24 protein-coding genes and 1 tRNA gene are annotated in these 23,140 nt (G+C 65.2%); 15 read left to right on the forward strand and 10 right to left on the reverse strand.

What is annotated here, in order from left to right; all coding sequences use genetic code 11:
- Positions 1-50: 50 nt before the first annotated feature.
- The 7 genes from AU188_RS04860 to AU188_RS24840 all read right to left on the reverse strand — a co-directional run bounded on the left by AU188_RS04860 (position 51) and on the right by AU188_RS24840 (position 4,659).
- Positions 51-884: a phage major capsid protein gene (locus AU188_RS04860; protein ID WP_059162596.1), complete on the reverse strand. Its 834-nt coding sequence runs from the start codon at positions 882-884 to the stop codon at positions 51-53.
- 388 nt (positions 885-1,272) lie between these two features.
- On the reverse strand, positions 1,273-1,542 hold the full coding sequence (locus tag AU188_RS04865) for a hypothetical protein (RefSeq protein WP_059162597.1): 270 nt from the start codon (positions 1,540-1,542) through the stop codon (positions 1,273-1,275).
- 272 nt (positions 1,543-1,814) lie between these two features.
- Positions 1,815-2,894: an AAA family ATPase gene (locus AU188_RS04870; protein WP_172799394.1), complete on the reverse strand. Its 1,080-nt coding sequence runs from the start codon at positions 2,892-2,894 to the stop codon at positions 1,815-1,817.
- A gap of 674 nt (positions 2,895-3,568) precedes the next feature.
- On the reverse strand, positions 3,569-3,796 hold the full coding sequence (locus AU188_RS04880) for a hypothetical protein (protein WP_059162600.1): 228 nt from the start codon (positions 3,794-3,796) through the stop codon (positions 3,569-3,571).
- The gene (locus AU188_RS04885; protein ID WP_059162601.1) at positions 3,793-4,203 is read right to left on the reverse strand and encodes a hypothetical protein; all 411 of its coding nucleotides are present in this window, start codon (positions 4,201-4,203) and stop codon (positions 3,793-3,795) included. The genes AU188_RS04880 and AU188_RS04885 overlap by 4 nt, the downstream gene beginning before the upstream one ends.
- Positions 4,200-4,361, reverse strand: a complete 162-nt coding sequence (locus AU188_RS25220) for a hypothetical protein (protein WP_156426577.1) — start codon at positions 4,359-4,361, stop codon at positions 4,200-4,202. Before AU188_RS25220 ends, AU188_RS04885 begins: the two co-directional genes overlap by 4 nt.
- 124 nt (positions 4,362-4,485) lie before the next feature.
- A complete protein-coding gene (locus tag AU188_RS24840) occupies positions 4,486-4,659 on the reverse strand; it encodes a helix-turn-helix domain-containing protein (protein ID WP_082686485.1) in 174 nt (57 codons plus the stop codon).
- 109 nt (positions 4,660-4,768) lie between these two features.
- On the opposite strand from AU188_RS24840, the gene AU188_RS04890 reads away from it, so the two are divergent.
- Positions 4,769-5,260: a helix-turn-helix domain-containing protein gene (locus AU188_RS04890; RefSeq protein WP_156426578.1), complete on the forward strand. Its 492-nt coding sequence runs from the start codon at positions 4,769-4,771 to the stop codon at positions 5,258-5,260.
- Positions 5,253-6,434 (forward strand): site-specific integrase, encoded by a 1,182-nt coding sequence (locus tag AU188_RS04895; RefSeq protein WP_059162603.1) that lies wholly within the window; start codon positions 5,253-5,255, stop codon positions 6,432-6,434. Before AU188_RS04890 ends, AU188_RS04895 begins: the two co-directional genes overlap by 8 nt.
- Positions 6,435-6,470: 36 nt before the next feature.
- On the opposite strand, the gene AU188_RS04900 is transcribed toward AU188_RS04895, so the two are convergent.
- Positions 6,471-6,543: transfer RNA gene (locus tag AU188_RS04900), tRNA-Arg, on the reverse strand.
- 100 nt (positions 6,544-6,643) lie between these two features.
- Between AU188_RS04900 and argS the strand changes: the two genes are divergently transcribed.
- From argS to rho, 6 genes are all read left to right on the forward strand, one after another.
- Positions 6,644-8,296 carry an arginine--tRNA ligase gene (argS, locus tag AU188_RS04905; RefSeq protein WP_059162604.1) on the forward strand — a complete coding sequence of 551 codons (1,653 nt, stop codon included), beginning with the start codon at positions 6,644-6,646 and terminating at the stop codon, positions 8,294-8,296.
- A gap of 80 nt (positions 8,297-8,376) precedes the next feature.
- A complete protein-coding gene (gene lysA / locus AU188_RS04910; protein ID WP_172799398.1) occupies positions 8,377-9,711 on the forward strand; it encodes a diaminopimelate decarboxylase in 1,335 nt (444 codons plus the stop codon).
- Between the two features lie 2 nt (positions 9,712-9,713).
- A complete protein-coding gene (locus tag AU188_RS04915; RefSeq protein WP_059162606.1) occupies positions 9,714-11,039 on the forward strand; it encodes a homoserine dehydrogenase in 1,326 nt (441 codons plus the stop codon).
- The gene (thrC, locus tag AU188_RS04920; protein WP_059162607.1) at positions 11,036-12,121 is read left to right on the forward strand and encodes a threonine synthase; all 1,086 of its coding nucleotides are present in this window, start codon (positions 11,036-11,038) and stop codon (positions 12,119-12,121) included. The genes AU188_RS04915 and thrC overlap by 4 nt, the downstream gene beginning before the upstream one ends.
- 3 nt (positions 12,122-12,124) lie before the next feature.
- Complete coding sequence (gene thrB, locus AU188_RS04925) at positions 12,125-13,069, forward strand: homoserine kinase (protein WP_059162608.1); 945 nt, start codon at positions 12,125-12,127, stop codon at positions 13,067-13,069.
- Between the two features lie 297 nt (positions 13,070-13,366).
- The gene (rho, locus tag AU188_RS04930) at positions 13,367-15,283 is read left to right on the forward strand and encodes a transcription termination factor Rho (RefSeq protein WP_059162609.1); all 1,917 of its coding nucleotides are present in this window, start codon (positions 13,367-13,369) and stop codon (positions 15,281-15,283) included.
- Between the two features lie 59 nt (positions 15,284-15,342).
- Here the strand turns inward: rho and AU188_RS04935 are convergent, their stop codons facing one another.
- A complete protein-coding gene (locus AU188_RS04935; protein ID WP_059162610.1) occupies positions 15,343-15,792 on the reverse strand; it encodes a MarR family winged helix-turn-helix transcriptional regulator in 450 nt (149 codons plus the stop codon).
- A gap of 66 nt (positions 15,793-15,858) precedes the next feature.
- Here AU188_RS04935 and AU188_RS04940 point away from each other — a divergent pair, with 66 nt between their 5' ends.
- Positions 15,859-16,443 (forward strand): maleylpyruvate isomerase family mycothiol-dependent enzyme, encoded by a 585-nt coding sequence (locus AU188_RS04940; RefSeq protein WP_059162644.1) that lies wholly within the window; start codon positions 15,859-15,861, stop codon positions 16,441-16,443.
- A gap of 34 nt (positions 16,444-16,477) precedes the next feature.
- Here the strand turns inward: AU188_RS04940 and AU188_RS04945 are convergent, their stop codons facing one another.
- The gene (locus AU188_RS04945) at positions 16,478-17,083 is read right to left on the reverse strand and encodes a TetR/AcrR family transcriptional regulator (protein WP_059162611.1); all 606 of its coding nucleotides are present in this window, start codon (positions 17,081-17,083) and stop codon (positions 16,478-16,480) included.
- A gap of 100 nt (positions 17,084-17,183) precedes the next feature.
- Here AU188_RS04945 and fadD1 point away from each other — a divergent pair, with 100 nt between their 5' ends.
- From fadD1 to AU188_RS04975, 6 genes are all read left to right on the forward strand, one after another.
- Positions 17,184-18,758: a fatty-acid--CoA ligase FadD1 gene (fadD1, locus tag AU188_RS04950; protein ID WP_059162612.1), complete on the forward strand. Its 1,575-nt coding sequence runs from the start codon at positions 17,184-17,186 to the stop codon at positions 18,756-18,758.
- 141 nt (positions 18,759-18,899) lie between these two features.
- Positions 18,900-19,136 carry a 50S ribosomal protein L31 gene (rpmE, locus tag AU188_RS04955; protein WP_059162613.1) on the forward strand — a complete coding sequence of 79 codons (237 nt, stop codon included), beginning with the start codon at positions 18,900-18,902 and terminating at the stop codon, positions 19,134-19,136.
- Between the two features lie 87 nt (positions 19,137-19,223).
- Positions 19,224-20,297, forward strand: a complete 1,074-nt coding sequence (gene prfA, locus AU188_RS04960; protein ID WP_059162614.1) for a peptide chain release factor 1 — start codon at positions 19,224-19,226, stop codon at positions 20,295-20,297.
- Positions 20,294-21,130, forward strand: coding sequence for a peptide chain release factor N(5)-glutamine methyltransferase (prmC, locus tag AU188_RS04965; protein ID WP_059162615.1), 837 nt, complete (start codon positions 20,294-20,296; stop codon positions 21,128-21,130). The genes prfA and prmC overlap by 4 nt, the downstream gene beginning before the upstream one ends.
- A complete protein-coding gene (locus AU188_RS04970) occupies positions 21,127-21,780 on the forward strand; it encodes an L-threonylcarbamoyladenylate synthase (protein WP_059162616.1) in 654 nt (217 codons plus the stop codon). Before prmC ends, AU188_RS04970 begins: the two co-directional genes overlap by 4 nt.
- 8 nt (positions 21,781-21,788) lie before the next feature.
- The gene (locus AU188_RS04975) at positions 21,789-23,000 is read left to right on the forward strand and encodes a glycosyltransferase family 4 protein (protein ID WP_216636166.1); all 1,212 of its coding nucleotides are present in this window, start codon (positions 21,789-21,791) and stop codon (positions 22,998-23,000) included.
- Positions 23,001-23,140: the final 140 nt, after the last annotated feature.

Consider the following 23,140-nt stretch of genomic DNA (forward strand, 5'->3'; position numbering starts at 1 on the left):
GCCTGTTCCGGCGAAAGCCGCGAAGAAAACTCCGGAAACAGGACAGCTACCTACTCGACTTCGAGGTACTGCGCGGCCTGCGGGTCGATGAGCCCCGCACCAAACCTGAAGCTCGCCCTCAGCGCGACGGAGATCGAGTTGAAGTAGTAATCGTCCGACCGTGCGAGTTCCAGGTTGGTGTACGCCGACACGATGTAGTTCTTGTCGAGCGCCAGCACACCGTCAGACGGCAAGGCGTTCGTCGTCAGAACCGGCACACCAAGCAGCGACTTCTCGCCCGCCTGCGTGCCCGCACCGAGCAAGGGCTCGTTAGACCCCGTCGACTTCTTGATCTGGCGCAGCGTCGCATACGCCGTGGGATGCGCGAGGATGTGCGTCACCACACCCCCGGGCAGAGCCTCGATGGCTGCGAAACTGTCGATCAGTGCATCGAGCGAGCCCGACAGAGGTCCAGCGTCCGTCGCGGACGACAGGATCCCGGCAGGGGGAAACTCCGCCGGCGCTACAGGTGCAGGCTGCGTCAGAAACGCCGTGTCCGCCTTGTAGATCATCGAGCGCCGCATCTCATGAGAAATGAGACCCTGCGCCGAGTCCTGCGACAACTGATCTCGCGAGACCTTGATGAGTTCCGCGACGGTCCCCGTCTTAATCAGGATCTCGCCGAGTTCGGGGTCACTCTCGGGAATGTCCTGGCCCTCGGGCACGAAACCCGCGTCGAGGATCTTGATCCGAGGCACACGCACCATCGGAGCATCGCCGTGGACCTCGCCTCCCTTGGTCGTGCACTGCAGAACGAGTGCCTGCGGGATGACGTGCTCGGGTGCAATGCCCTGCACGTCCATCGCCCATGCCTTGGGCGAGTTGTTAGTTATGAAACTGGTCATTTCCTCAGTCTTTCAATGTGTTTGAGCGGGACGAGTCGTCAGCGCTCGGTGAGTGTCTATTGGTTCCCATCGCCAGGCGCACATCTTGTGCGGGTCATGAGCGAGGCGCGCGTCGCTCCGTGGGAAAGAAATCAGCGATATTCGATTTTCCCGTTTACATAGTCCGGTTCGACTCCGTACAAGGCCCGTCGGCACAACCGTTTTTTACGTCGCGTCCGACGTGCTGCTAACCGAGCAGCGGCGTGCCGCTGACGTTAATCGAACGCAATTCGAGGTTCAACCCCTCGGCGATCCGGCGCTCAGTGCGCCGTACGCGTCTGATGTATTGTGCTGCAACGGTTGTCACGTCACACGTTCATGAGGCGCGCAGCGTCGACCTCAGCGCTGCCTACGCGTCTTCGTCGTCGTCACCGTGCGCCGTACCGATTGCGCCGCTCGCGTATACGCCTGCACCGGATGAGTCGATGCCGTCAGGAATTACCGCGTCCGGTACAGGGTCTCCGTTTTCGTCCCACACCGAGGACGGCCCGACGTGACTCACGATCGACGTCTTGCCCAATGCCACCTCGCGCATGACGCGCAGGTGCTCGTCCATGTCGTCGCACGACGTGCCGGGATGCTCGTAGTTGTGGCGTCCCGAGATGCACTTGTCAGTCATTTGCTTACTCCTAGGTTTTCGCCCAGGTGCCCTGTCCGTCGTGTGATGTACTTCGTACAATCACGTACGTCCGGATCAGGTCAAACCTCGACTTTGCTGTTGAATCAAAGCGGATTACGTCGCCGGATCAGATCAAACCGCACGTGAAGCGCCTATTCGACGTTGAGGCGATCCGAGGTGATCCGAGGTGATCCGGTGTTTGCGGATCAGGTGATCCGCCAGGTGATCCGGAGGTAATCCGGTCATTGCGCCGGATCAGGTGCCGGATTACCTCAGATGTCGTCATCGAACAGGCGCTCCTTGATGTATCCGGTTTCTTTAATCAAGCCATCGACCGTCGTCTGTCGGAGCGTGATCCTGTGCTCGCCCTTGAGCCAGTCACGGATCTGCTTGACGCTCGGCTTGCCTCGATGCGTAAGCGTCAGCACATACTCCTGATGCTCGCGCAGTAGTTGCTTCACCCGGACGGACTGCGGCGGCTCCTTCCCCATGTCGATGATCTTCGTTCCATCATCGGGCTCTGTCGCGCCTTCCCACTCGTGCCGGATATACGGCAAAGGCTTTCCATGCCGCGTCACCCACAGTTCCGATGGCAAGTCACCCGAGCGGTTCTTCGCATCGGAAACCAGCTTGATCTCAGTGATGCCGCTATCTCGATTGCGTTTCTTGGCATCGACATTCCAACCGAAGTCCCAGTTGTCCTTCTTCGCTGACGACCCGCGAGCACGCTTATCCGCGTGTCCTAAGTGATCGCCCCAGACGGACGTGATGCCCTGAGCACGAAAGTCTTTGAGGAGGTTGTTAGCGAGCTCGGTGTACGGGCCGGAGTTGTTCTCGTCGCCTTCGGTTGCCTTGGACAGCGTGTCGACTATGACGAAGTTGATCCGCTTGGTCTCGATGAAGTCGAGAATTCGACCCGCGCCTTCAGGTGTGTTGAGCGCGTCGATGTTCGGGAACGGTCGATAGAACAAGCGCTTCTCGAATATCCGTGCCGCGTCAAAGTCTTCGCCTCGATTGTCGACCAGATCCTTGAAGATCAACCCGAAGCGTTGCAGCGTGAGCCTGGGAGGATTCTCCCAGTCGATGTAGAGCAGTCGCACGTCGTCGTCGAGTTCGTCGGCCTCAGGGACACCTGGGAGCCCAATCGGCATGATCCCAGCGGTCATGTGCACTGACAGGTCCATTTTGAGAAGCGTCTTGCCAGATTCCGAAGACCCGTTGAATGCCCCTTGATAGCCCTTGAGGAACAGTCCTGGAACCCCGTGCCATCGGACGGGCGGGACGCCTTTCTCCAACAGCTTCGGTACGTCGAATGGCTGGAGCAGTGGATTGGCGCGCTGTCGCTCGCCCACCTGTCTCAGTTTCTGGGGCGGCATCACCGGCCCTCGCTTTCTCTCACGAGCTGCTTCAGCACCTGGTACGGCACGTTCTTCAAGGACGGGTGCCGGTAGAACGCGGCCTGCGTGCGTGCCCATTCAGGCTGTTGCTTGCATTCCCAGAGGATGCGTCGAGCCCGTTTCAAGCGGAACTCAGGCACAGGCCTTGTGTGGGCAACCAGCTTTCCGTCTGTGTCGTAGGAAAACGTCGTCGGGCCTTTACATTTCTCTGGCGATAGTTCGTTGATCCGCAGGTCTGGCGTCCTACGGTCATTTCCCCTTGCCATTTTCAGCCTTGCGTCGTGCCCGTTGCGCCACTGCACGCGCATTCTCTTTCGCCTTGTATTCTGGGTCTAACCGGCGACGCCGGCGACGTTCGTTCTTTTTGTCGAGGAACTCGCGACGCTCAGGATCTAGATCTAATCGACGCGGTCGACCGGGTTTACCGTCAGCCATATCTGCATCTCCTATTCATGCCGCTAATCGTAACGATGGCGGTCTCCCATTCATTAACAGCGGAATTGACGTGCAAGAATGTGTTTTCTACCAAGCATCCCCACGCAATTCAGACATGGGCACGTTGGCTGTTATTCAGGGTGTTATTGCAGGCGCTGAGGTCGCTTCAGACGTCCGCATGATGCGAACGTGCATCATTCGTCCGACGCGTTGAGTAAGTCGCGCCATTCGGCGTCTAGACGCTCGACAGGTGCCACCAGCACTTGCATGTGCCCGTTGTCGCATTCGAGGACATGACGGGAGAACACGTAGTCCCCGTTCGTGTAGTACTGCGAGTGCGACGAGGTTATGGGCGCACAGCACGTCACGCACTGGGGCAGCTCGTTGCCCTTCAACAGAACTGAGACTTCGGTCGTGCTCATGAGATCGTCATCCGATGCCCGTTCCTGCGGCGACCGTCATCCTCGTAGCCGCGTTCTTGGGCCTCGTTGACGAAGAATCCATGCTCGGGGCATATGTAGACGAAGAGGCTGATGCCGACGTGCCAGCCTCGTTTGGTCGGAACACCGGCCGCGCCCTCGTACTGGAACTCGCAACGGGCGTGCGGTTGAGAAACCTCGCCGCACTTCCTGCATGGCACCGGCTTGAGGGGCGGGGCGTCGATTCCGATGTCCGACAAGTCCCAGGCGATGAACCAAGGCCCAGCGACCCTTTCGTAGCCGTCTGGAACTTTCGCCGACCATGTGCGGCTCATCGCTTGATCTATCGTCGGAGGCGTCGGATCCCATTTCCGAAAGTCCTCCATGATGGCTTCCTCTTCGGACGTCATTTGTTGTCCTTCACCCAGTCTTCGAGGTCGAGGTACAGGCACGTGACGATGGTGTCGACTCGGTGCAACGGACGCGCCATGCGGCCCACCACGTGGACTAACGGCTTGGCCACACGAAGCAGGAGTTCAGCTGCGCGGATCTGTTCGGCCTTGGTCATTTCTTGCCTTTCAATTTGTCGAGCACGGCGTCTCGCTCGGTCTTGTTCTGTGTGGGAATGGTTGAGTCCCTCGCCTTCTTGCCCTTGGGGACTGTGCGTTTGACGCCTCGCCCGGTTCGTCCGGTCATTCGCGGAGGCTCTCGATGTACGCGTTCACGTCGGATTCTCGGTACTTACGGAGGCGTCCGACGCTGACGCTGCGCAGTTCACCGCTCTGCGTGAGGTAGTACAGCTTCGTCGGCCCGACGCCGAGGACTTTCTGGACTTGCGCACGGCTGAGTAGACGGTCGACGGCCATTGCAATCCTTCCTGTGTAGATTTGTCACAATGTGTTTGCTTTCACCGTCGAATGTACGCAATCAGCATGAACTACGCAATATTAAGCAAGATTGTGATAAACTAACACAATGATCGACACGAAACCGCCCTCTTGGAGGGATGATGTGAACGCACGCATAGCGCGGGCGATCAAGGCCGCACGCGGGGACAGGTCCGCTCAGGTGATCGCGGATGAGACTGCGCGCCTGGGCTTCCCGATCACGCGTGACACCATCGCCAACATCGAGAACGGCCGCAAGAAGTCAGTCGATGTGCCCGAGCTGATCGTGCTGGCCAAAGCGCTTGGGGTGCCGCCCCTTCGACTGATCTACCCCGACCTCGTTGATAGTCCTGTGCAGGCCTATCCGGGTGTGGACAGTACGTCTGGCGATGCCGCGCTCGCCTTCTCGGGCTACGACGACGAGGACATGCGGATGCTGTTCGATTTGCGTGCTGCACGTGACCAGTACGAGCGATACGGCATGAGCGACAACGAGATTGAACGGGATAACGCACGACAGACACGCTCGATGGCCGAGCGTTTCGCACGCAACAAGGGATGGGTGGTCAACGATGGCTAGGCAACAGCTACCCCCGCAGATCAAGAAGCGCACGACGCGCACGGGGGAGACCCGGTACGAGGTCATCACTTCGGTTGGCGTCGATCCGATCACCGGACGACGGCGACAGAGTCGCAAGCGCTACGCCACTGAACGAGAGGCTCGCGATGCCCTCACGTCGATCCAGCACGACGTGGCGACCCACACCTACGTCCCGCGCAAGGCAGTCACCGTCGAGGAGCTGTGCGCCGACTGGCTCGACTCGCTGCACAACGCCCGTCCCACAACGCTCAACGCGTATCGCTTCAGCCTCGCGCCACTACGCGAACGACACGGCGACTTGCCCGCCCAACAACTGACCCGCGCACATCTCGACCGGTTGCTCACGGACCTCAGAAAGGGAGGCGTGCTGCCCACACCGGGCGGCAAGCGCGTGCGGCGTGCCTGGTCCTCGCGGTCGCTGAACAAGGGCGTGGACGCGTGGCGCGCTGTTCTCGACTACGCCATCGAGCGACGGGACCTCAATCACAACCCAGCGGCGGGAATGAAGAAAGTGCAGCGCGTCCGGACAGAGATGCAGACGTACACGCCCGCCGAGATTCAACAGGTGCTTCGCTATGCCGACAACGACCGGATTGGCCACGTCTGGTACCTCGCGCTGTCGGGTCTGCGTCGTGGTGAACTCGCCGGGCTGCGATGGTCCGACGTCGACTTCACCGCCCAGACGCTGACGATCCGCAACAACCGCGTTCAAGCTGGCGCGGGCACCGTCCTTGAGGGCCCCACGAAGACCTCATCGTCACGTCGCACGTTACCGCTCGACGACGTGCTGTTGGGCGTGCTGAGACGCGCTCAGCGTGTTTCGTCGTCGTCCTACGTCGCGGTGAACGAAGTGGGGGAGCCGTACACGCCCGATTCGCTCACGCGAATGTGGCGCAAGATGACGAAGGCGGCCGGCGTTCGACCGATCCGGTTGCACGATGCGCGCCACACAGCTGCGACAGCAATGCACCTCCGAGGCGTACCCCTCGCGGTGATCGCCAAGTGGATCGGGCATGCCGACGCATCGACCACGGCACGCCTGTACGCACACAGCCAGGACGACGCGTTGAAGGACGCCGCGGGCATTCTCGGAACAGTTGTGACATCGGGTGTGACAACGGGACGCCCGGTGCTCACAGTCGTGGGGGAGTGACGGTGCGTAGCTGCACGTCAGAGGTATTTTTAAGAGTGCCCCCGGCAGGATTCGAACCTGCGGCCTTCTGCTCCGGAGGCAGACGCTCTATCCCCTGAGCTACGGGGGCGCACAAGAAGCGGCGCCGATGGGCCTGCACAGCCTAACGCATCCAGAGCACCGGGAACGGATTCGGGGGCTGACCACCGAAGACCATAGGATGGACCCTCGTGACCCCCGCCGATCTGGCCGACCTGCTCAAGACCACCGCCGCCGCGGTGCTGGCCGAGCATGGACTCGACGCGTCAGCGCTGCCGGAAACGGTCACCGTCGAACGTCCGCGCAACCCCGACCACGGCGACTATGCCACCAACTTGGCGCTTCAGGTCGGCAAGAAGGTCGGCGCCAACCCGCGGGAGCTGGCCGGCTGGCTGGCCACCGCGCTGGCCGACCAAGACGGCATCGCCGCCGCCGACGTCGCCGGCCCGGGCTTCGTCAACCTGCGCCTCGAGGCGTCGGCGCAGAACGTCATCGTGACCGACGTCCTGGCGGCCGGGGCTGACTACGGCCACTCCGATGCGCTCGGCGGTCAGCACATCAACCTCGAGTTCGTCTCGGCCAACCCCACCGGCCCGATACACATCGGCGGCACCAGGTGGGCCGCGGTCGGCGACGCGCTCGGCAGGCTGTTGTCCACCCAGGGCGCCCGAGTCGTACGCGAGTACTACTTCAACGACCACGGCGCGCAGATCGACCGGTTCACCAACTCGCTGATCGCAGCGGCCAAGGGCGAACCGACTCCCGACGACGGCTACGCCGGCGACTACATCAAGGACATCGCCGCCGCTGTGCTCGCCAAGGAACCCGACGCGCTCTCTCTGCCCGACGCCGAGATGCGGGAGACGTTCCGCGCCATCGGCGTCGACCTGATGTTCACCCACATCAAGCAGTCCCTGCACGACTTCGGCACCGACTTCGACGTCTACACGCATGAAGATTCGATGCACACCTCCGGCCGCGTCGAGCAGGCCATCGCACGCCTTCGCGACGCCGGCAGCATCTATGAGAAGGATGACGCAATCTGGTTGCGCACCACCGACTTCGGTGACGACAAGGACCGCGTCGTCATCAAGCGCGACGGTGCACCGGCCTACATTGCCGCCGACATCGCCTACTACCTCGACAAGCGCGAGCGCGGATTCGACCTGTGTATCTACATGCTCGGCGCCGACCATCACGGCTACATCGCACGGCTCAAGGCGGTCGCGGCTGCGCTGGGGGAGGACCCGGCCACGGTCGAGGTGCTGATCGGCCAGATGGTCAACCTGGTCCGCGAGGGTCAACCGGTCCGGATGAGCAAGCGGGCGGGCACGGTGATCACGCTCGACGATCTGGTCGAGGCCATCGGCGTCGATGCCGCCCGCTACTCGCTGATCCGCTCCTCGGTCGACAGCCCGATCGACATCGACCTCGAACTGTGGTCATCGGCATCCAACGAAAACCCGGTCTACTACGTGCAATACGCGCACGCCCGACTTTCCGCTCTGGCCCGCAATGCCGCCGAACTGGGCGTCGTGGCCGACACCGCGAACCTTCAGCTGCTGAACCACGACAAGGAAGGCACGCTGATCCGCAACCTCGGGGAGTTCCCCCGGGTGCTCAAAACCGCTGCGTCGCTGCGTGAACCGCACCGCATCTCGCGCTACCTCGAGGATCTGGCCGGTGACTACCACCGGTTCTACGACTCCTGCCGAGTGCTACCCCAAGGCGACGAGGCACCGAACGAACTGCACGCCGCGCGCCTGGCACTGTGTCAGGCCACTCGCCAGGTGATCGCGAACGGGCTGGGCATGCTCGGCGTCACGGCTCCGGAGCGCATGTGATCGCCCATCCCGCCGGCCCCCGGCATGCCGAAGAGGTACACCACGGCGGTGCTCCGCCGCGCCCGCAGTCGCCTGCCGAACTGCTGCTGCTGGCGCCGAACGTCTGGCCGCGCAGCACCGTTCGGAACGGCGACGGCGTCGTGTCGATCGGCGGCGTGCCAGTCAGCGACATCGCCGCGGAATTCGGCACGCCGACGTTCGTGGTCGACGAGGACGACTTCCGTTCGCGCTGCCGCGAGATCGCCGCTGCGTTCGGTGGCGGCGAGAACGTGCGGTACGCCGCCAAGGCGTTCATGTGCACCGAAGTCGCCCGCTGGATCGCCGAAGAGGGCCTCTCGCTCGACGTGGCCAGCGGTGGCGAGATGGCCGTCGCCCTGTACGGCGACTTCCCCGCCGCGCGAATCGCCTTGCACGGCAACAACAAATCGATCGCCGAGTTGACCGCCGCGGTCGAGGCAGGAATCGAGCACGTGGTGGTCGACTCGGTGACCGAGATCGAGCGGCTCGACGCGATCGCCGGCGCCGCCGGCGTCGTACAGGACGTCCTGATCCGCGTCACCGTCGGCGTCGAGGCCCACACCCACGAGTTCATCTCCACCGCGCACGAGGACCAGAAGTTCGGGTTGTCACTGGCCAGCGGTGCGGCGATGGATGCCGTGCGGCGGGTCTTCGAAACCGACCACCTGCGCCTGAAAGGCCTGCACAGCCACATCGGATCACAGATCTTCGACGTCGCCGGTTTCGAGATCGCCGCGCACCGCGTGATCGGCCTTCTGCGAGATGTGGTCGCCGAGTTCGGCGTCGACAAGACGGCCCAGATGTCCATCGTCGACCTCGGTGGCGGCCTGGGCATCTCGTATCTGCCGCAGGACGATCCGCCGCCGATCGCCGACCTCGCGGCCAAGCTCGAGGCGATCGTGCGCCACGAATCGGCTGCCGTCGGCCTGCCCGCACCGCGGCTGGTGGTCGAACCGGGTCGGGCCATCGCCGGCCCCGGTACGATCACGCTGTATGAGGTCGGCACCGTCAAGGATGTCGCCGTCAGCCCGACCGCGCATCGCCGCTACGTCAGCGTGGACGGTGGAATGAGCGACAACATCCGCACGTCACTCTACGGTGCGGAGTATGACGTCCGACTGGTCTCGCGCGTCACCGACGCCGCGCCGGCACTCGCCCGCGTCGTCGGAAAGCATTGCGAGAGCGGCGACATCGTGGTGCGGGATACCTGGGTGCCCGATGACATCGAGGCCGGCGACCTCTTGGGCGTCGCGGCTACCGGCGCTTACTGCTATTCGATGTCGAGCCGTTACAACCTGATCGGCCGTCCCGCTGTGGTGGCCGTGCGCGATGGGCGGGCCCGCCTGATCTTGCGCCGGGAGACGGTCGACGATCTGCTGAGTCTGGAAGTGAGGTAACCATGACCGACCCCGACAAGCCCGTCGGCGTAGCGTTGCTCGGTTTGGGCAATGTCGGCAGCCAGGTGGCGCGCATCATCGAGGAGAGCGCCGACGACCTGGCCGCCCGCATCGGCGCCCCACTGGTGCTGCGCGGCGTCGGTGTCCGCCGGGTGGCCGACGACCGTGGGGTCCCCGTCGACATGCTCACCGACAACGTCGAAGAACTCGTCTCCCGCGACGACGTCGACATCGTCGTCGAGTTGATGGGACCAGTCGAGCCGGCGCGCAAGGCCATTTTGTCCGCGTTGGAGCAGGGCAAGTCCGTGGTCACCGCCAACAAGGCGTTGATGGCGGTGTCCACCGGCGAATTGGCGCAGGCGGCCGAAACCGCGCGGGTCGACCTGTATTTCGAAGCCGCGGTGGCCGGTGCGATCCCCGTCATCCGCCCGCTGACCCAGTCGCTGGCGGGGGATTCCGTGGTGCGGGTCGCGGGCATCGTCAACGGCACCACCAACTACATCCTCTCGGAGATGGACGGCACCGGCGCCGATTACGCCAGTGCGCTGGCCGACGCGAGCGCCCTTGGGTACGCCGAGGCCGACCCGACTGCCGACGTCGAGGGATACGACGCCGCGGCCAAGGCAGCGATTCTCGCCTCGATCGCCTTCCACACCCGGGTGACCGCCGACGACGTGTACCGCGAAGGCATCACCAAGGTCAGCACCGACGATTTCGAATCCGCAAAAGCGCTCGGCTGCACCATCAAGCTGCTGGCCATCTGCGAACGACTCACCGGCGACGAAGGACAGCAACGAGTTTCGGCGCGGGTGTACCCGGCGCTGGTGCCGTTGGAACATCCGCTCGCCGCCGTGAACGGCGCCTTCAACGCGGTGGTGGTCGAAGCCGAGGCCGCCGGGCGACTGATGTTCTACGGGCAGGGAGCCGGCGGTGCGCCCACCGCGTCGGCGGTGATGGGCGATCTCGTGATGGCGGCCCGTAACCGGGTGCAGGGCGGCCGCGGGCCGCGCGAATCGAAGTACGCCAAGTTGCCGATCGCACCGATCGGATTCATTCCGACCCGCTATTACGTGAACATGAACGTCGCCGATCGGGCCGGCGTGTTGTCCGCTGTAGCAGCCGAATTCGGCAAACGGGATGTCAGCATCGCCGAGGTGCGCCAGGAGGGCATGGTGGACGAGGGCGGTCAGCGTTGCGGGGCACGCATCGTCGTGGTGACCCATCAGGCCACCGACGCGGCGCTGTCGGAGACCGTGGCGGCGTTGGCGGATCTCGATGTGGTGCAGAGCATCAACAGCGTGCTCCGCATGGAGGGAACCAGCGAATGAGTACCGTACCGTCGTCGGCAGTGCACCAGCCTTGGCCCGGCCTGATCGCCGCTTATCGCGATCGGCTGCCGATCGAGAACGGCTGGACGCCGGTCACGCTTCGCGAGGGCGGCACTCCGCTGCTGCCGGCGCCGCGGCTCTCCGAATACACCGGCTGCACAGTGCATCTGAAGGTCGAGGGCCTGAACCCCACCGGCTCGTTCAAGGATCGCGGCATGACCGTGGCGGTCACTGAGGCGGTGTCGCGCGGCCAAAAAGCGGTGCTGTGCGCATCGACGGGCAACACCTCGGCGTCGGCCGCCGCCTATGCGGCCAGGGCGGGTATCACCTGCGCGGTGCTGGTGCCGCAGGGCAAGATCGCGATGGGCAAGTTGGCGCAGGCGGTCATGCACGGCGCCAAGATCATCCAGGTCGACGGCAACTTCGACGACTGTTTGGAGCTGGCGCGCAAGCTCACTGCCGACTTCCCGACGGTGTCACTGGTCAACTCGGTCAACCCGTACCGCATCGAAGGACAGAAGACCGCGGCTTTCGAAATCGTCGACGCCCTCGGCGCCGCACCCGACGTGCACTCGCTACCGGTCGGCAACGCGGGCAACATCACCGCCTACTGGAAGGGCTACACCGAGTACCACCGCGACGGGATCTCGGATCGGCTTCCCCGCATGCTGGGCACGCAAGCCGCCGGTGCGGCGCCACTCGTGCTCGGCGAACCGGTCAGCAGACCAGAGACAATCGCGACCGCGATCCGGATCGGTTCGCCCGCATCATGGGACACCGCGGTGGCGGCGCAGCAACAGTCCGGCGGTCGGTTCCTGGCCGCCACCGACGACGAGATCCTCGCGGCGTACCACCTGGTCGCGCGGACCGAGGGCGTGTTCGTCGAACCCGCATCGGCGGCCAGCATCGCCGGTCTGCTCAAGTCGATCGAGGACGGTTGGGTGGCCAAGGGTTCGACCGTCGTGTGCACGGTGACCGGCAACGGGCTCAAGGACCCCGACACCGCCTTGAAGGGCATGCCGACGGTCATCGCGGTGCCCGTGGATCCTGTTGCCGTGGTCGAGCAGCTGGGATTGGTTTAGCCAGTGACCCGTGTTCTGCCGCCCGCGCTGACGGCCACCTCCGTGGTGGCCGCGTCCAGTGCCAACCTCGGTCCGGGTTTCGACAGCCTCGGCCTCGCGTTGAGTCTCTACGACGAGATCGTCGTGGAGACAACCGATTCCGGCCTCGTCATCGAAGTCGAGGGCGAGGGCGCAGGTCATGTGCCGCTGGACGACACCCATCTCGTGGTGCGGGCCATCAAGCGCGGTTTGCAGGCGCTCGACATCAGCGTGCCCGGGATGACGGTGTGGTGTCGCAACGACATTCCGCACTCGCGAGGGCTGGGATCGTCCGCAGCGGCCGTGGTCGGGGGACTGTCCGTCGTCAACGGCCTTGCGGTACAGGCTGGTTCGAGTCCGCTGGCGGAGCGGGAACTCATCCAACTGTCCTCGGAATTCGAGGGCCATCCCGACAACGCCTCCGCAGCCGTGTTGGGTGGCGGCGTGGTGTCCTGGGCCGACGCCGACGAGCCAGCGCCGCGCTTCGCGGCCGCGCCGATCCGCATACACCCCGACATCCGTCTGTTCACCGCGATCCCTCCCGAGCGATCGTCGACCGCCGAGACGCGCGTATTGCTGCCGGAAAAGGTCAGCCACACCGATGCGCGGTTCAACGTGAGCAGGGCGGCGCTCTTGGTGGTCGCGCTCACCGAGCGGCCAGATCTGCTGATGTCGGCCACCGAGGATGTGCTGCACCAGCCGCAACGGGCGGGGGCGATGCCCACCTCGGCGGAATACCTACGCGTATTGCGACGTTGTGGGGTGGCAGCGGTGTTGTCCGGGGCCGGCCCGTCGGTGCTCGCATTGAGCACTTCGTCGGAGTTGCCCGTAGAAGCCTTGGAGTACGGCGCCGCGAACGGGTTCACCGTCAGCGAAATGCGCATCGGCGACGGCGTCCGATGGACGGCCGGGGCCGCCGTACGTCGTTGACGGTGCCGCACAGCAGGGGTCACAGGAGCAACACGACGCACATGTCTTTCTTGCTTCCCGTCGCGATGCGGGATATTCTCGCTGTCGTCCGGCAATCGCAGCGTCTCTACCTGCGCCGACACTAGGACACCACTCATTTCCCTCTGGGGCTACTCGTGGATTGACGGTTCGCCGCAAACCGGCGACGCCAGGTCATCACCGTTGCAGGGGCAATGGTGGGGCCCATGCGTTCAGTGGATCAACTGTTCGCACCGAACCCCCGCATGACTCGTTCTGCGAGGGAAAGAAAGGAAATCCGTGACTGAAACGGACCTCATCACGGCTGGGGGCAGCAGCGACAACGGTGAGCTGCCAAACACCGTGAGTTCAGACACTTCAACTACTGCGGCAGCGGACGAACCGAACGCCGCGCCCGGCGCGGAAACCGCACCGACGGCAGACGTCGCGTCCGGTAACCGCGCCAGCTCGCTTTCCACCATGGTCCTGCCCGAACTGCGCGCACTGGCCAAGGAAATCGGCGTCGAGGGCGCTTCCGGTATGCGAAAAGGCGAGTTGGTCGCCGCGATCCGCGAACGCCGCGGAGAGGCGAACGGCCGCGGCCGCGGACAGGGCTCCCAGACGCCCGCCGCCGAGCCGCCCGCCGCCAAAGATGCGCCAGTCGCCACAGAAGCGAAGCCCGCGGAGGCCGGCGATCGCGAGTCGAATACCGACCAAGAACAGCCCCGACGCCGCGAGCGTCGTGGTGCCACGCGGGGGACCGGTGCGCCCGGCGGTGCCGACGGCCAGTCCGACGACGCCGTTCAGGAGGCCAAGACGGGCGACGACGGCGGCCGGCAGAAGAACGAACAGAAGAACGAACAGACCAACAAGACGGACACCAAGTCCAGCGATCAGCAGCAAGGCGATCAGCAGCAGGGCGGCCAGAACCGCGGCGGCAATGCCGATGACGACGGCGAGGGCCGTGGTGGCCGCCGGGGTCGCCGGTTCCGCGACCGCAGGCGCCGCGAGCGCGGTGGCGGCGAGGGCGGTGGCGACCGCGACACCGAACTGCGCGAGGACGACGTCGTTCAGCCCGTCGCGGGCATCCTCGACGTGCTCGACAACTACGCGTTCGTCCGCACGTCGGGATACCTGGCCGGGCCCAACGACGTGTACGTCTCCATGAACATGGTGCGCAAGAACGGGCTGCGCCGCGGTGACGCCGTGACCGGTGCCGTGCGGGTGCCCAAAGAAGGTGAAGGCGGCGGTCAAAATCCGCGGCAGAAGTTCAATCCGCTGGTCCGGCTCGACACCATCAACGGCAAGCCCGTCGAGGAAGCCAAGAAGCGGCCGGACTTCAACAAGCTGACCCCGCTCTATCCCAATCAGCGGCTGCGCCTGGAGACCACACCGGAGCGGCTGACGACCCGCGTCATCGATCTGATCATGCCGATCGGCAAGGGGCAGCGAGCGCTGATCGTGTCGCCGCCGAAGGCCGGTAAGACCACGATCCTTCAGGACATCGCCAACGCGATCACCACGAACAACCCGGAATGCCACCTGATGGTGGTGCTGGTCGACGAGCGTCCGGAAGAGGTGACCGACATGCAGCGCTCGGTCAAGGGCGAGGTGATCGCATCGACCTTCGACCGGCCGCCGTCCGATCACACGCAGGCCGCCGAGCTGGCGATCGAACGCGCCAAGCGCCTCGTCGAGCAGGGCAAGGACGTCGTGGTGCTGCTGGACTCGATCACCCGACTCGGTCGCGCGTACAACAACGCGTCCCCGGCTTCCGGTCGCATCCTGTCCGGCGGTGTGGACTCGACCGCCCTGTACCCGCCGAAGCGGTTCCTCGGAGCGGCGCGCAACATCGAGGAGGGCGGCTCCCTGACCATCGTCGCCACCGCCATGGTGGAAACCGGCTCGACCGGCGACACGGTGATCTTCGAGGAGTTCAAGGGCACGGGTAACGCCGAGCTCAAGCTCGACCGCAAGATCGCCGAGCGGCGCGTCTTCCCAGCCGTCGACGTCAACCCGTCCGGCACCCGCAAGGACGAGTTGCTGCTGTCGTCGGATGAATTCGCGGTCGTGCACAAGCTGCGCCGGGTGCTGTCCGGTCTGGACCCGCATCAGGCCATCGACCTGTTGATGAGCCAGCTGCGCAAGACCAAGAACAACTACGAGTTCCTGGTGCAGGTCTCCAAGACCGCTCCGGGCTCCGCGGACGCCGACTGAGTCAGTGATTTCGGTGCTCAATCGATCGCTCAGCGATCACTAGCGCACCGAATCACACCTCAGCGGTAGGGGTCGGTGATCTCTCGCAGCGCTGTGAGCGCCTCGCGCATCTGCTGGAATCTGCGCTCACCGAGAAACGACCGCCACTCGTCCTCGACCTTGGCTATCTCGGCGCCTGCCGTCCGGCACACCGCCATGCCCTTGTCGCTCAGCGTGACGAGTCGGGCGCGCGCGTCCGTAGGGTCGGCCGTGCGTACCACATAGCCGGACCGCTCCAGTTGGTCGATCAGTGCTCCGGCGGTCTGCTTGGTCACGCGTGCCTGCTCGGCCAGGTCGGTCAGCCGCATTCCGTTCGAATTCACGTGCCGCAGATCGAGGCGCTGCATGAGCCTCGACTGCGCCATCGTGATGTCGTCAGCACCCGCTGCGGCCAATGCCTCCATCACGCGCGCCTCGGCAGCACGATGGCCGATGAACATCAACGTCGCCGTGCTCACCCAGTCAGTCACGCCATTGATTTTAGTATGGTTCCCTGACTATATTGTCAGGAGACCTGACTAACTGAGGAGGCGGTGGTGGATTCGAATACCGTTTGGCGGCACATCGACGAGCAGCGGGTGAACCTGGCCGACATGCTGGACGGTCTCGAGCCCCAGCAATGGTCGACACCGTCGCTGTGCGAGGGCTGGACCGTGCGGGAGGTCGCCGCGCACCTCACGCATTCCCAATTGCCGAAGTCGAAGATGTTGGTCGAGTTGCTCCGGTCCGGCTTCCGGTTCAACGCCATGATCTACCGAGCCGCCTTGCAGGACAACAGATCCGCCAGTGAGCTCACCGCCGCGCTGCGCGACATGCGCGGCTCACGTAAACGTCCGCCCGGCACCAGCGAAGTCGATCCGTTGATGGATGTGCTGGTCCACACTCAGGACATCGCGGTGCCCCTCGGCATCGACCGACCCATGCCTGTCGACGCTGCGGTCGTAGCGGCGAAACGAGTGTGGACGACGGGTTTTCCGTTCCACGCACAACGGCGCCTGCGCGGCGTGGAACTCGCGGCGGTCGACGCCGATTTCCGCGTCGGCGAGGGCCGCCTCGTCGAGGCGCCGATCCGCGACATCCTCCTGGTGCTCGTCGGGCGCCCCACGGCGATTTCGGTGTAGTTGGTAGCGGTGAGCGCGACAAACTACACCGAAATCACACGGCGGGGTCCGCGCGCAACCCCGGCATGACGTAGCGGCGCAGGTGCCGCAGCACCGCGTCGGCATCGCCGGGATCAAGCGTGTTCCCCGGTACCGTCGCAAGCGAAATCAACACGCGAGCAAGCCATTCCGAGGCTTCGGCGATGTCGGTATCGGGATGGATCTCGCCGCCTTCGCGCGCGGCGATCAGGTACCGGGACCAGAATTCGGCGAGGTCGGGCACCAGGCCCTGCACTCCCGCTCCGGCGCAGGCCGCGAACTCCTCGGGCTCGTCGACCCGCAGCTTCATCAGCAGCGCGCCCGGGTCGTCGTAGGCGGTGCGGCCGTGGAGGACACCCGCCGCGAGCTGTCGGTCCAGGCCCTCGACGCGCTCGAGCATCGCGTGCGCCTCGGACCAGTAGGCGTCGTTCAAGCGCACGATCGCCGCGCCCAGCAGCGACACCTTGTCGGGGAAATGGCGGTACAACCAGCCGCGGGAAACGCCGGCCACCTCGGCCACCTCTGACACGGTGGTCGATCGAATTCCCTTGGCGCGCAGACAGGTTTCGGCCGCGTCGATCAGCCGATCGCGAACGTTCTTGGTGGCGGTGCCGCTCGTCACCCGCTGGACTCCTCGGTTAGTCTCGCCCTCGAGTGGGCCGATCGGAGCATTGTGCCATGGTAGACACAATTGGAAATCTGTTCACGGTGAGAGGTGAGCCATGGCGGACACACTTCAGCAGCTGCTGAACGAGCGCGCCGACTGCGACACCGTTGCGGTGAGGTACGACGGCCGCACGTGGACCTACCGGCAGTACGTAGCCGAGGCGAAGGTGCAGGCCGCCGCCCTCATCGGAGCCGCCGACCAGAGCCGCCCCCTGCACGTCGGGGTGCTCCTGGGCAACACTCCGGACATGCTGACCGCACTCGCGGCGGCGGCACTCGGCGGCTATGTCGTATGCGGCATCAACACCACCCGCCGCGGAGATGCTTTGGCCCGCGACATCCTCAAGGTGGACTGCCAGTTCTTGATCACCGACGCCGACCATCGCCCTCTGCTCGACGGGCTGGAACTGCCCGGCGTCACGGTGCTCGACACATCCAGCGCCGGGTGGGCCGATTTCCTGGCCGGTGCGCCCGCTTTCGTCCCGCATCGAAAAGTCGCTGTCGACGACACGTTCATGATGATCTTCACCTCCGGTACCAGCGGTGACCCCAAGGCGGTTCAGGTCGCCAACATGATGCCGCTGTTCGCCGGCAACGCGCTGGTCGAACGGTTCGAACTCACCGACCGGGACACCTGCTACCTCTCGATGCCGATGTTCCACTCCAACGCCGTCGTGGGTGGCTGGGCGCCCGCCCTGGTTGCCGGAGCCGCGATGGTGCCCGCCAAGTTCTCCGCGTCCGGATTCCTGGCCGATATCCGACGCTACGGCGTCACGTACATGAACTACGTGGGCAAGCCGCTGGCCTACGTGCTGGCCACGCCCGAGCAACCCGACGACCGCGACAACCCGCTGCGCGTCGCGTTCGGCAACGAGGCCACCGACCGCGACATCGAGGAGTTCAGCAGACGCTTCGGCGTCACCGTCGACGACGGGTTCGGCTCGACCGAGAACGCGGTGATCATCACCCGCACCCCGGACACGCCGAAAGGCTCGATCGGACAGGGCTTCCCGGGTGTCGCGATCTACAACAGCGAGACGGTGACCGAGTGCCCGGTGGCCGAGTTCGACGAGAACGGTGCGCTGACCAACGCCGATGTCGCGGTGGGCGAACTGGTCAACACCGACGGCAGCGGCCTGTTCTGCGGCTACTACAACGACCGCGACGCCACCGATGAGCGGATGCGCCACGGCATGTACTGGTCGGGTGACCTGGCGTACCGCGACGCCGACGGCTACATCTATCTGGCCGGCCGCACGGCCGACTGGATGCGGGTCGACGGTGAGAACCTCGCGACGGCACCCATCGAGCGGATACTGCTGCGGCTATCGGCGATCAACCGGGTCGCGGTCTACCCGGTGCCCGACGAAATCGTCGGTGACCAGGTGATGGCAGCCCTCGTGCTGCAGGACGGCGCCGAACTCGACCCGGGAACGTTCGAGGAGTTCCTGGCGGCCCAGCGGGATCTCTCGCCCAAAGCGTGGCCGCGCTATGTATGGATCGCCGACGACCTGCCCAGCACCGCGACCAACAAGATCCTCAAGCGCGAATTGATCGCGCGGGGGGCCGCGCCGGATGGTAGGACGCTGTGGCGGCGCGACGGCAGCAAGTTCGCCCTGATCCCAGGCTGAAGCGGAATACCCGCCGTTGCGCACGCGTTTAGGCACTTGGCGGTTGAGCTGGCATAATGGACCGCCGACCCTCGGTTCCGGTTCACGCCCGTCACCTCCAGCACGGAGGGGCGACCCGGGGCCACGATCGAAGAGGAAACCATGAAATCGGGTATCCACCCTGACTACGTCGAGACCACCGTGATCTGCGGCTGTGGCAACACGTTCACCACGCGGAGCACCAAGCAGAGCGGACAGATCCATGTCGAGGTCTGCTCGCAGTGCCACCCCTTCTACACCGGCAAGCAGAAGATCCTCGACAGCGGCGGCCGCGTGGCCCGCTTCGAGAAGCGCTACGGAAAGCGCAAGGCGGCCGACAAGAGCGCAAACGACAAATAGCTTTCCTTCCGGCGCCCGATCTGCCGCTTCAGCGGCCAGGCCGGGCGTCGGTTTGCGTTCGCGGAAAGCCACGAAGAGGAGGTCGACATGACGGACACCGCGCCGAAGATCGATGCGCTGCTGGCCGAGCATGCCGACCTCGAGCGCCAACTCAGCGATCCGAACCTGCATTCCGACGCCGGCCGGGCACGCAAAGTGGGCAGGCGGTTCGCGCAGGTGTCACCGATCGTCGCGACGTACCGCAAGCTGGAGGCCGCCCGCGGTGACCTGGAAGCCGCCCGGGAGTTGGCCGCCGATGACCCGTCGTTCGCCGGCGAGGTCGACGAGCTGTCGGCCACGGTCGAGCAACTGGACTCGCATCTGACCGACCTGCTGGCGCCCCGTGACCCTCACGACCCCGACGACATCGTGCTCGAGGTGAAGTCGGGGGAGGGCGGCGAGGAGTCCGCGCTGTTCGCCGCCGATTTGGCCAGGATGTACATCCGCTACGCCGAGCGTCACGGCTGGACTGTGACCGTGCTCGACGAGACCTTCTCCGACCTCGGCGGCTACAAAGACGCCACGCTGTCCATCCGCAGCAAGGGCGATACGGCCGACGGCGTGTGGTCGCGGCTGAAGTTCGAAGGCGGCGTGCACCGCGTGCAGCGGGTTCCGGTCACGGAGTCGCAGGGCCGGGTGCACACCTCGGCGGCCGGCGTGCTCGTCTATCCAGAGCCCGAAGAGGTCGAGGAGGTACAGATCGACGAGTCGGATCTGCGCATCGATGTCTACCGCTCCTCGGGCAAGGGCGGTCAGGGCGTCAACACCACCGACTCCGCCGTGCGCATCACCCACCTGCCCACGGGCATCGTCGTCACCTGTCAGAACGAGCGGTCGCAGTTGCAGAACAAAGCCCGCGCGATGCAGGTGCTCGCCGCGCGCCTGCAGGCAGTGGCCGAGGAACAGGCGCAGGCCGACGCGTCCGCCGACCGGGCCAGCCAGATCCGCACCGTCGACCGCAGCGAGCGCATCCGCACCTACAACTTCCCGGAGAACCGGATCGCCGATCACCGGATCAACTTCAAGGCGCACAACCTCGACCAGGTGCTCGACGGGGATCTCGACGACCTGTTCGACGCGCTGGCCGCCGCCGACAAGCAAGCGAGACTGCAGACAACATGACCCGGCTCAGCCAGCTGATCGACGCCGCGGCGACGGCGCTGGCCGAGGCGGGTGTCGCAGCGCCGCGCGTCGACGCCGAACTGCTGGCCGCCCACGCCACGGGCATCGACCGGGGCCGCCTCCGGCTCGTCGAGGCCGGTCCTCACTTCGCCGCGCGGTACGGCGAACTCGTCGCCCGGCGTGCCCGACGGGTCCCGCTGCAGCACCTGATCGGCACCGCACCGTTCGGCCCGGTCGACGTGCGCGTCGGCCCCGGCGTGTTCATCCCGCGCCCGGAAACCGAGGCGCTGCTGGAATGGGTGCTGGCGCAACGTTTTCCCGATCGGCCGCTGATCGTCGACCTGTGTACGGGCAGCGGTGCGCTGGCGCTTGCGCTGGCGAACAAGTGGCCGGATGCCCGCATCGTCGCCGTGGACGACTCTGAACCGGCGCTGGAGTATGCGCGACGAAACCTCGCCGACACGGGCGTCGAGATCGTCTCCGCCGACGTCACAGAACCCGGGCTGCTGCCCGAACTCGAAGGTTCGGTCGACCTCCTCGTCGCCAACCCGCCCTACATTCCCGACGGCGCCCGGCTGGAACCTGAAGTGGCCGAATACGATCCGGCACACGCGTTGTTCGGGGGACCCGACGGCATGCGGGTGATCGATGCGATCGCCGACCTCGGGTCGAGGTGGTTGCGCAGCGGTGGCCTGGCCGCCGTCGAACACGACGACACGACCTCGGAGCGGACCGTCGAGAGCTTCGAACGGACACAGCGTTTCGACGACATCACCGCTCGGCGCGATCTCGCGGGGCGGCCACGGTTCGTGACGGCCCGGAGGATCCGATGACCCAACTTTTCGACTGCTCCGACGCCGACCAGCGCGCGACCGGTGTCGCATCGGCGATCAGCGCGCTCAGGGGTGGTCGTCTCGTGGTGTTGCCGACCGACACCGTCTACGGCATCGGCGCCGACGCGTTCGACAGCGAAGCCGTCGCCGCACTGCTTGCGGCCAAGGGCCGCGGCCGCGACATGCCGGTGCCCGTCCTCGTCGGCTCCTGGCACACGATCGAAGGCCTGGTGTACAACGTGCCCCACACCGCGCGCGAACTCATCCGCGCGTTCTGGCCGGGTGCGCTCAGCCTGGTGGTGCGCCAGGCACCGTCGCTGCACTGGGATCTCGGCGACGCGCACGGCACAGTGATGCTGCGCATGCCGTTGCATCCGGTGGCCATCGAACTCCTGCGCGAAGTCGGGCCGATGGCGGTGTCGAGCGCGAACATCTCGGGTCGGCCCGCGGCCGTCACCGCCGAAGAGGCGCGCGAGCAACTCGGCGATCTCGTCGAGGTCTATCTCGATGCCGGGCCGTCCGAGCGGCAGGCGGCATCGACGATCGTCGACCTCACCGGTGCGCATCCGCGGGTGCTGCGCCAGGGGCCGGTGACCGCGGAGGCGATCGCGACCGTGCTCGGCGTGGAACCCACGACTTTGACGGGCTGATAGTGAGTTTGGTGCAGTACGGTTCACCGGTGGTCTACGCGACCGACACACTGCTGGCACTCGACGATCGCGGTGCGGGCGTACCGATCCGGGAGCTCGCACTGGTCGGGTTGACCGCCGCGATCATCACGTACTTCGCCACCGGGTGGGTCAGGGTGCTGGCGCGCCGGCTCGGCGCTGTTGCCTATCCACGCGACCGCGACGTCCATCACGAGCCGACGCCCCGAATGGGTGGCCTGGCGATGTACATCGGCGTCGCGGTTGCCGTCCTCCTGGCGTCGCAGCTGCCGGCGCTGACGCGCGGATTCGTCTATTCGTCGGGGATGCCCGCAGTCGTCGTCGCGGGCGGGCTGATCATGGTCGTCGGCCTGATCGACGACCGCTGGGGGCTGGACGCGTTGACCAAGTTCGCCGGTCAGATCACGGCGGCCAGCGTGCTCGTCACGATGGGGGTGGCGTGGAGTGTCCTCTACATCCCGATCGGCGGCGTGGGCACCATCGTGCTCGACCAGGTGTCGTCGATCCTGCTGACGTTGGCGTTGACCGTCGCGATCGTCAACGCGATGAACTTCGTCGACGGTCTCGACGGGCTCGCCGCCGGCCTGGGGCTGATCACCGCGTCGGCGATCTGCATCTTCTCCGTCGGGTTGCTGCGCGACCACGGCGGGGACGTGTTGTTCTACCCTCCCGCGGTCATCTCCGTGGTGCTCGCCGGCGCGTGTCTGGGATTTTTGCCGCACAACTTCCATCCCGCGAGAATTTTCATGGGTGACTCCGGGTCGATGCTCATCGGCCTGATGCTCGCCGCGGCTTCCACGACCGCGGCCGGACCGATCTCGCAGACGGCGTACGGGGTGCGCGACGTGTTCGCGTTGCTGTCGCCGTTCCTACTCGTGGTGGCGGTCATGTTCGTGCCCGCACTGGACATGCTGTTGGCCATCATCCGGCGCACCCGCGCGGGTCTGAGCCCCTTCAGCCCGGACAAGATGCACCTGCATCACCGGTTGCTGGAGATCGGCCACTCGCACCGTCGGGTGGTGTTGCTGATCTATCTATGGGTGGGCATCGTCGCGCTCGGCGCTGCCAGCACGATTTTCTTCGATCCCCGCTACAGCGGCGCGGTCATGCTGGGGGCGATTCTGGTCGCCGTCGTCGTGACGCTGATCCCTCTTCTGGGCCGTCGAAACGGCCAGTTCGAGGAAATGTACGACGAAAAGTAGTAGACCCTCTTTTATGCCTCCCACCATGTGTTAGGGTGCAAACAGAACCCGAAAAAACCTCGCGGGTTGCCGGCCTCCGGGTCGTCGGTGCAGAACCGATCGACACGGAACAACGACCGACAAAGGGAGCTGCCCCGTGG

This window comes from Mycobacterium sp. IS-3022, assembly GCF_001500065.1.
Taxonomy (GTDB): Bacteria; Actinomycetota; Actinomycetes; order Mycobacteriales; family Mycobacteriaceae; genus Mycobacterium.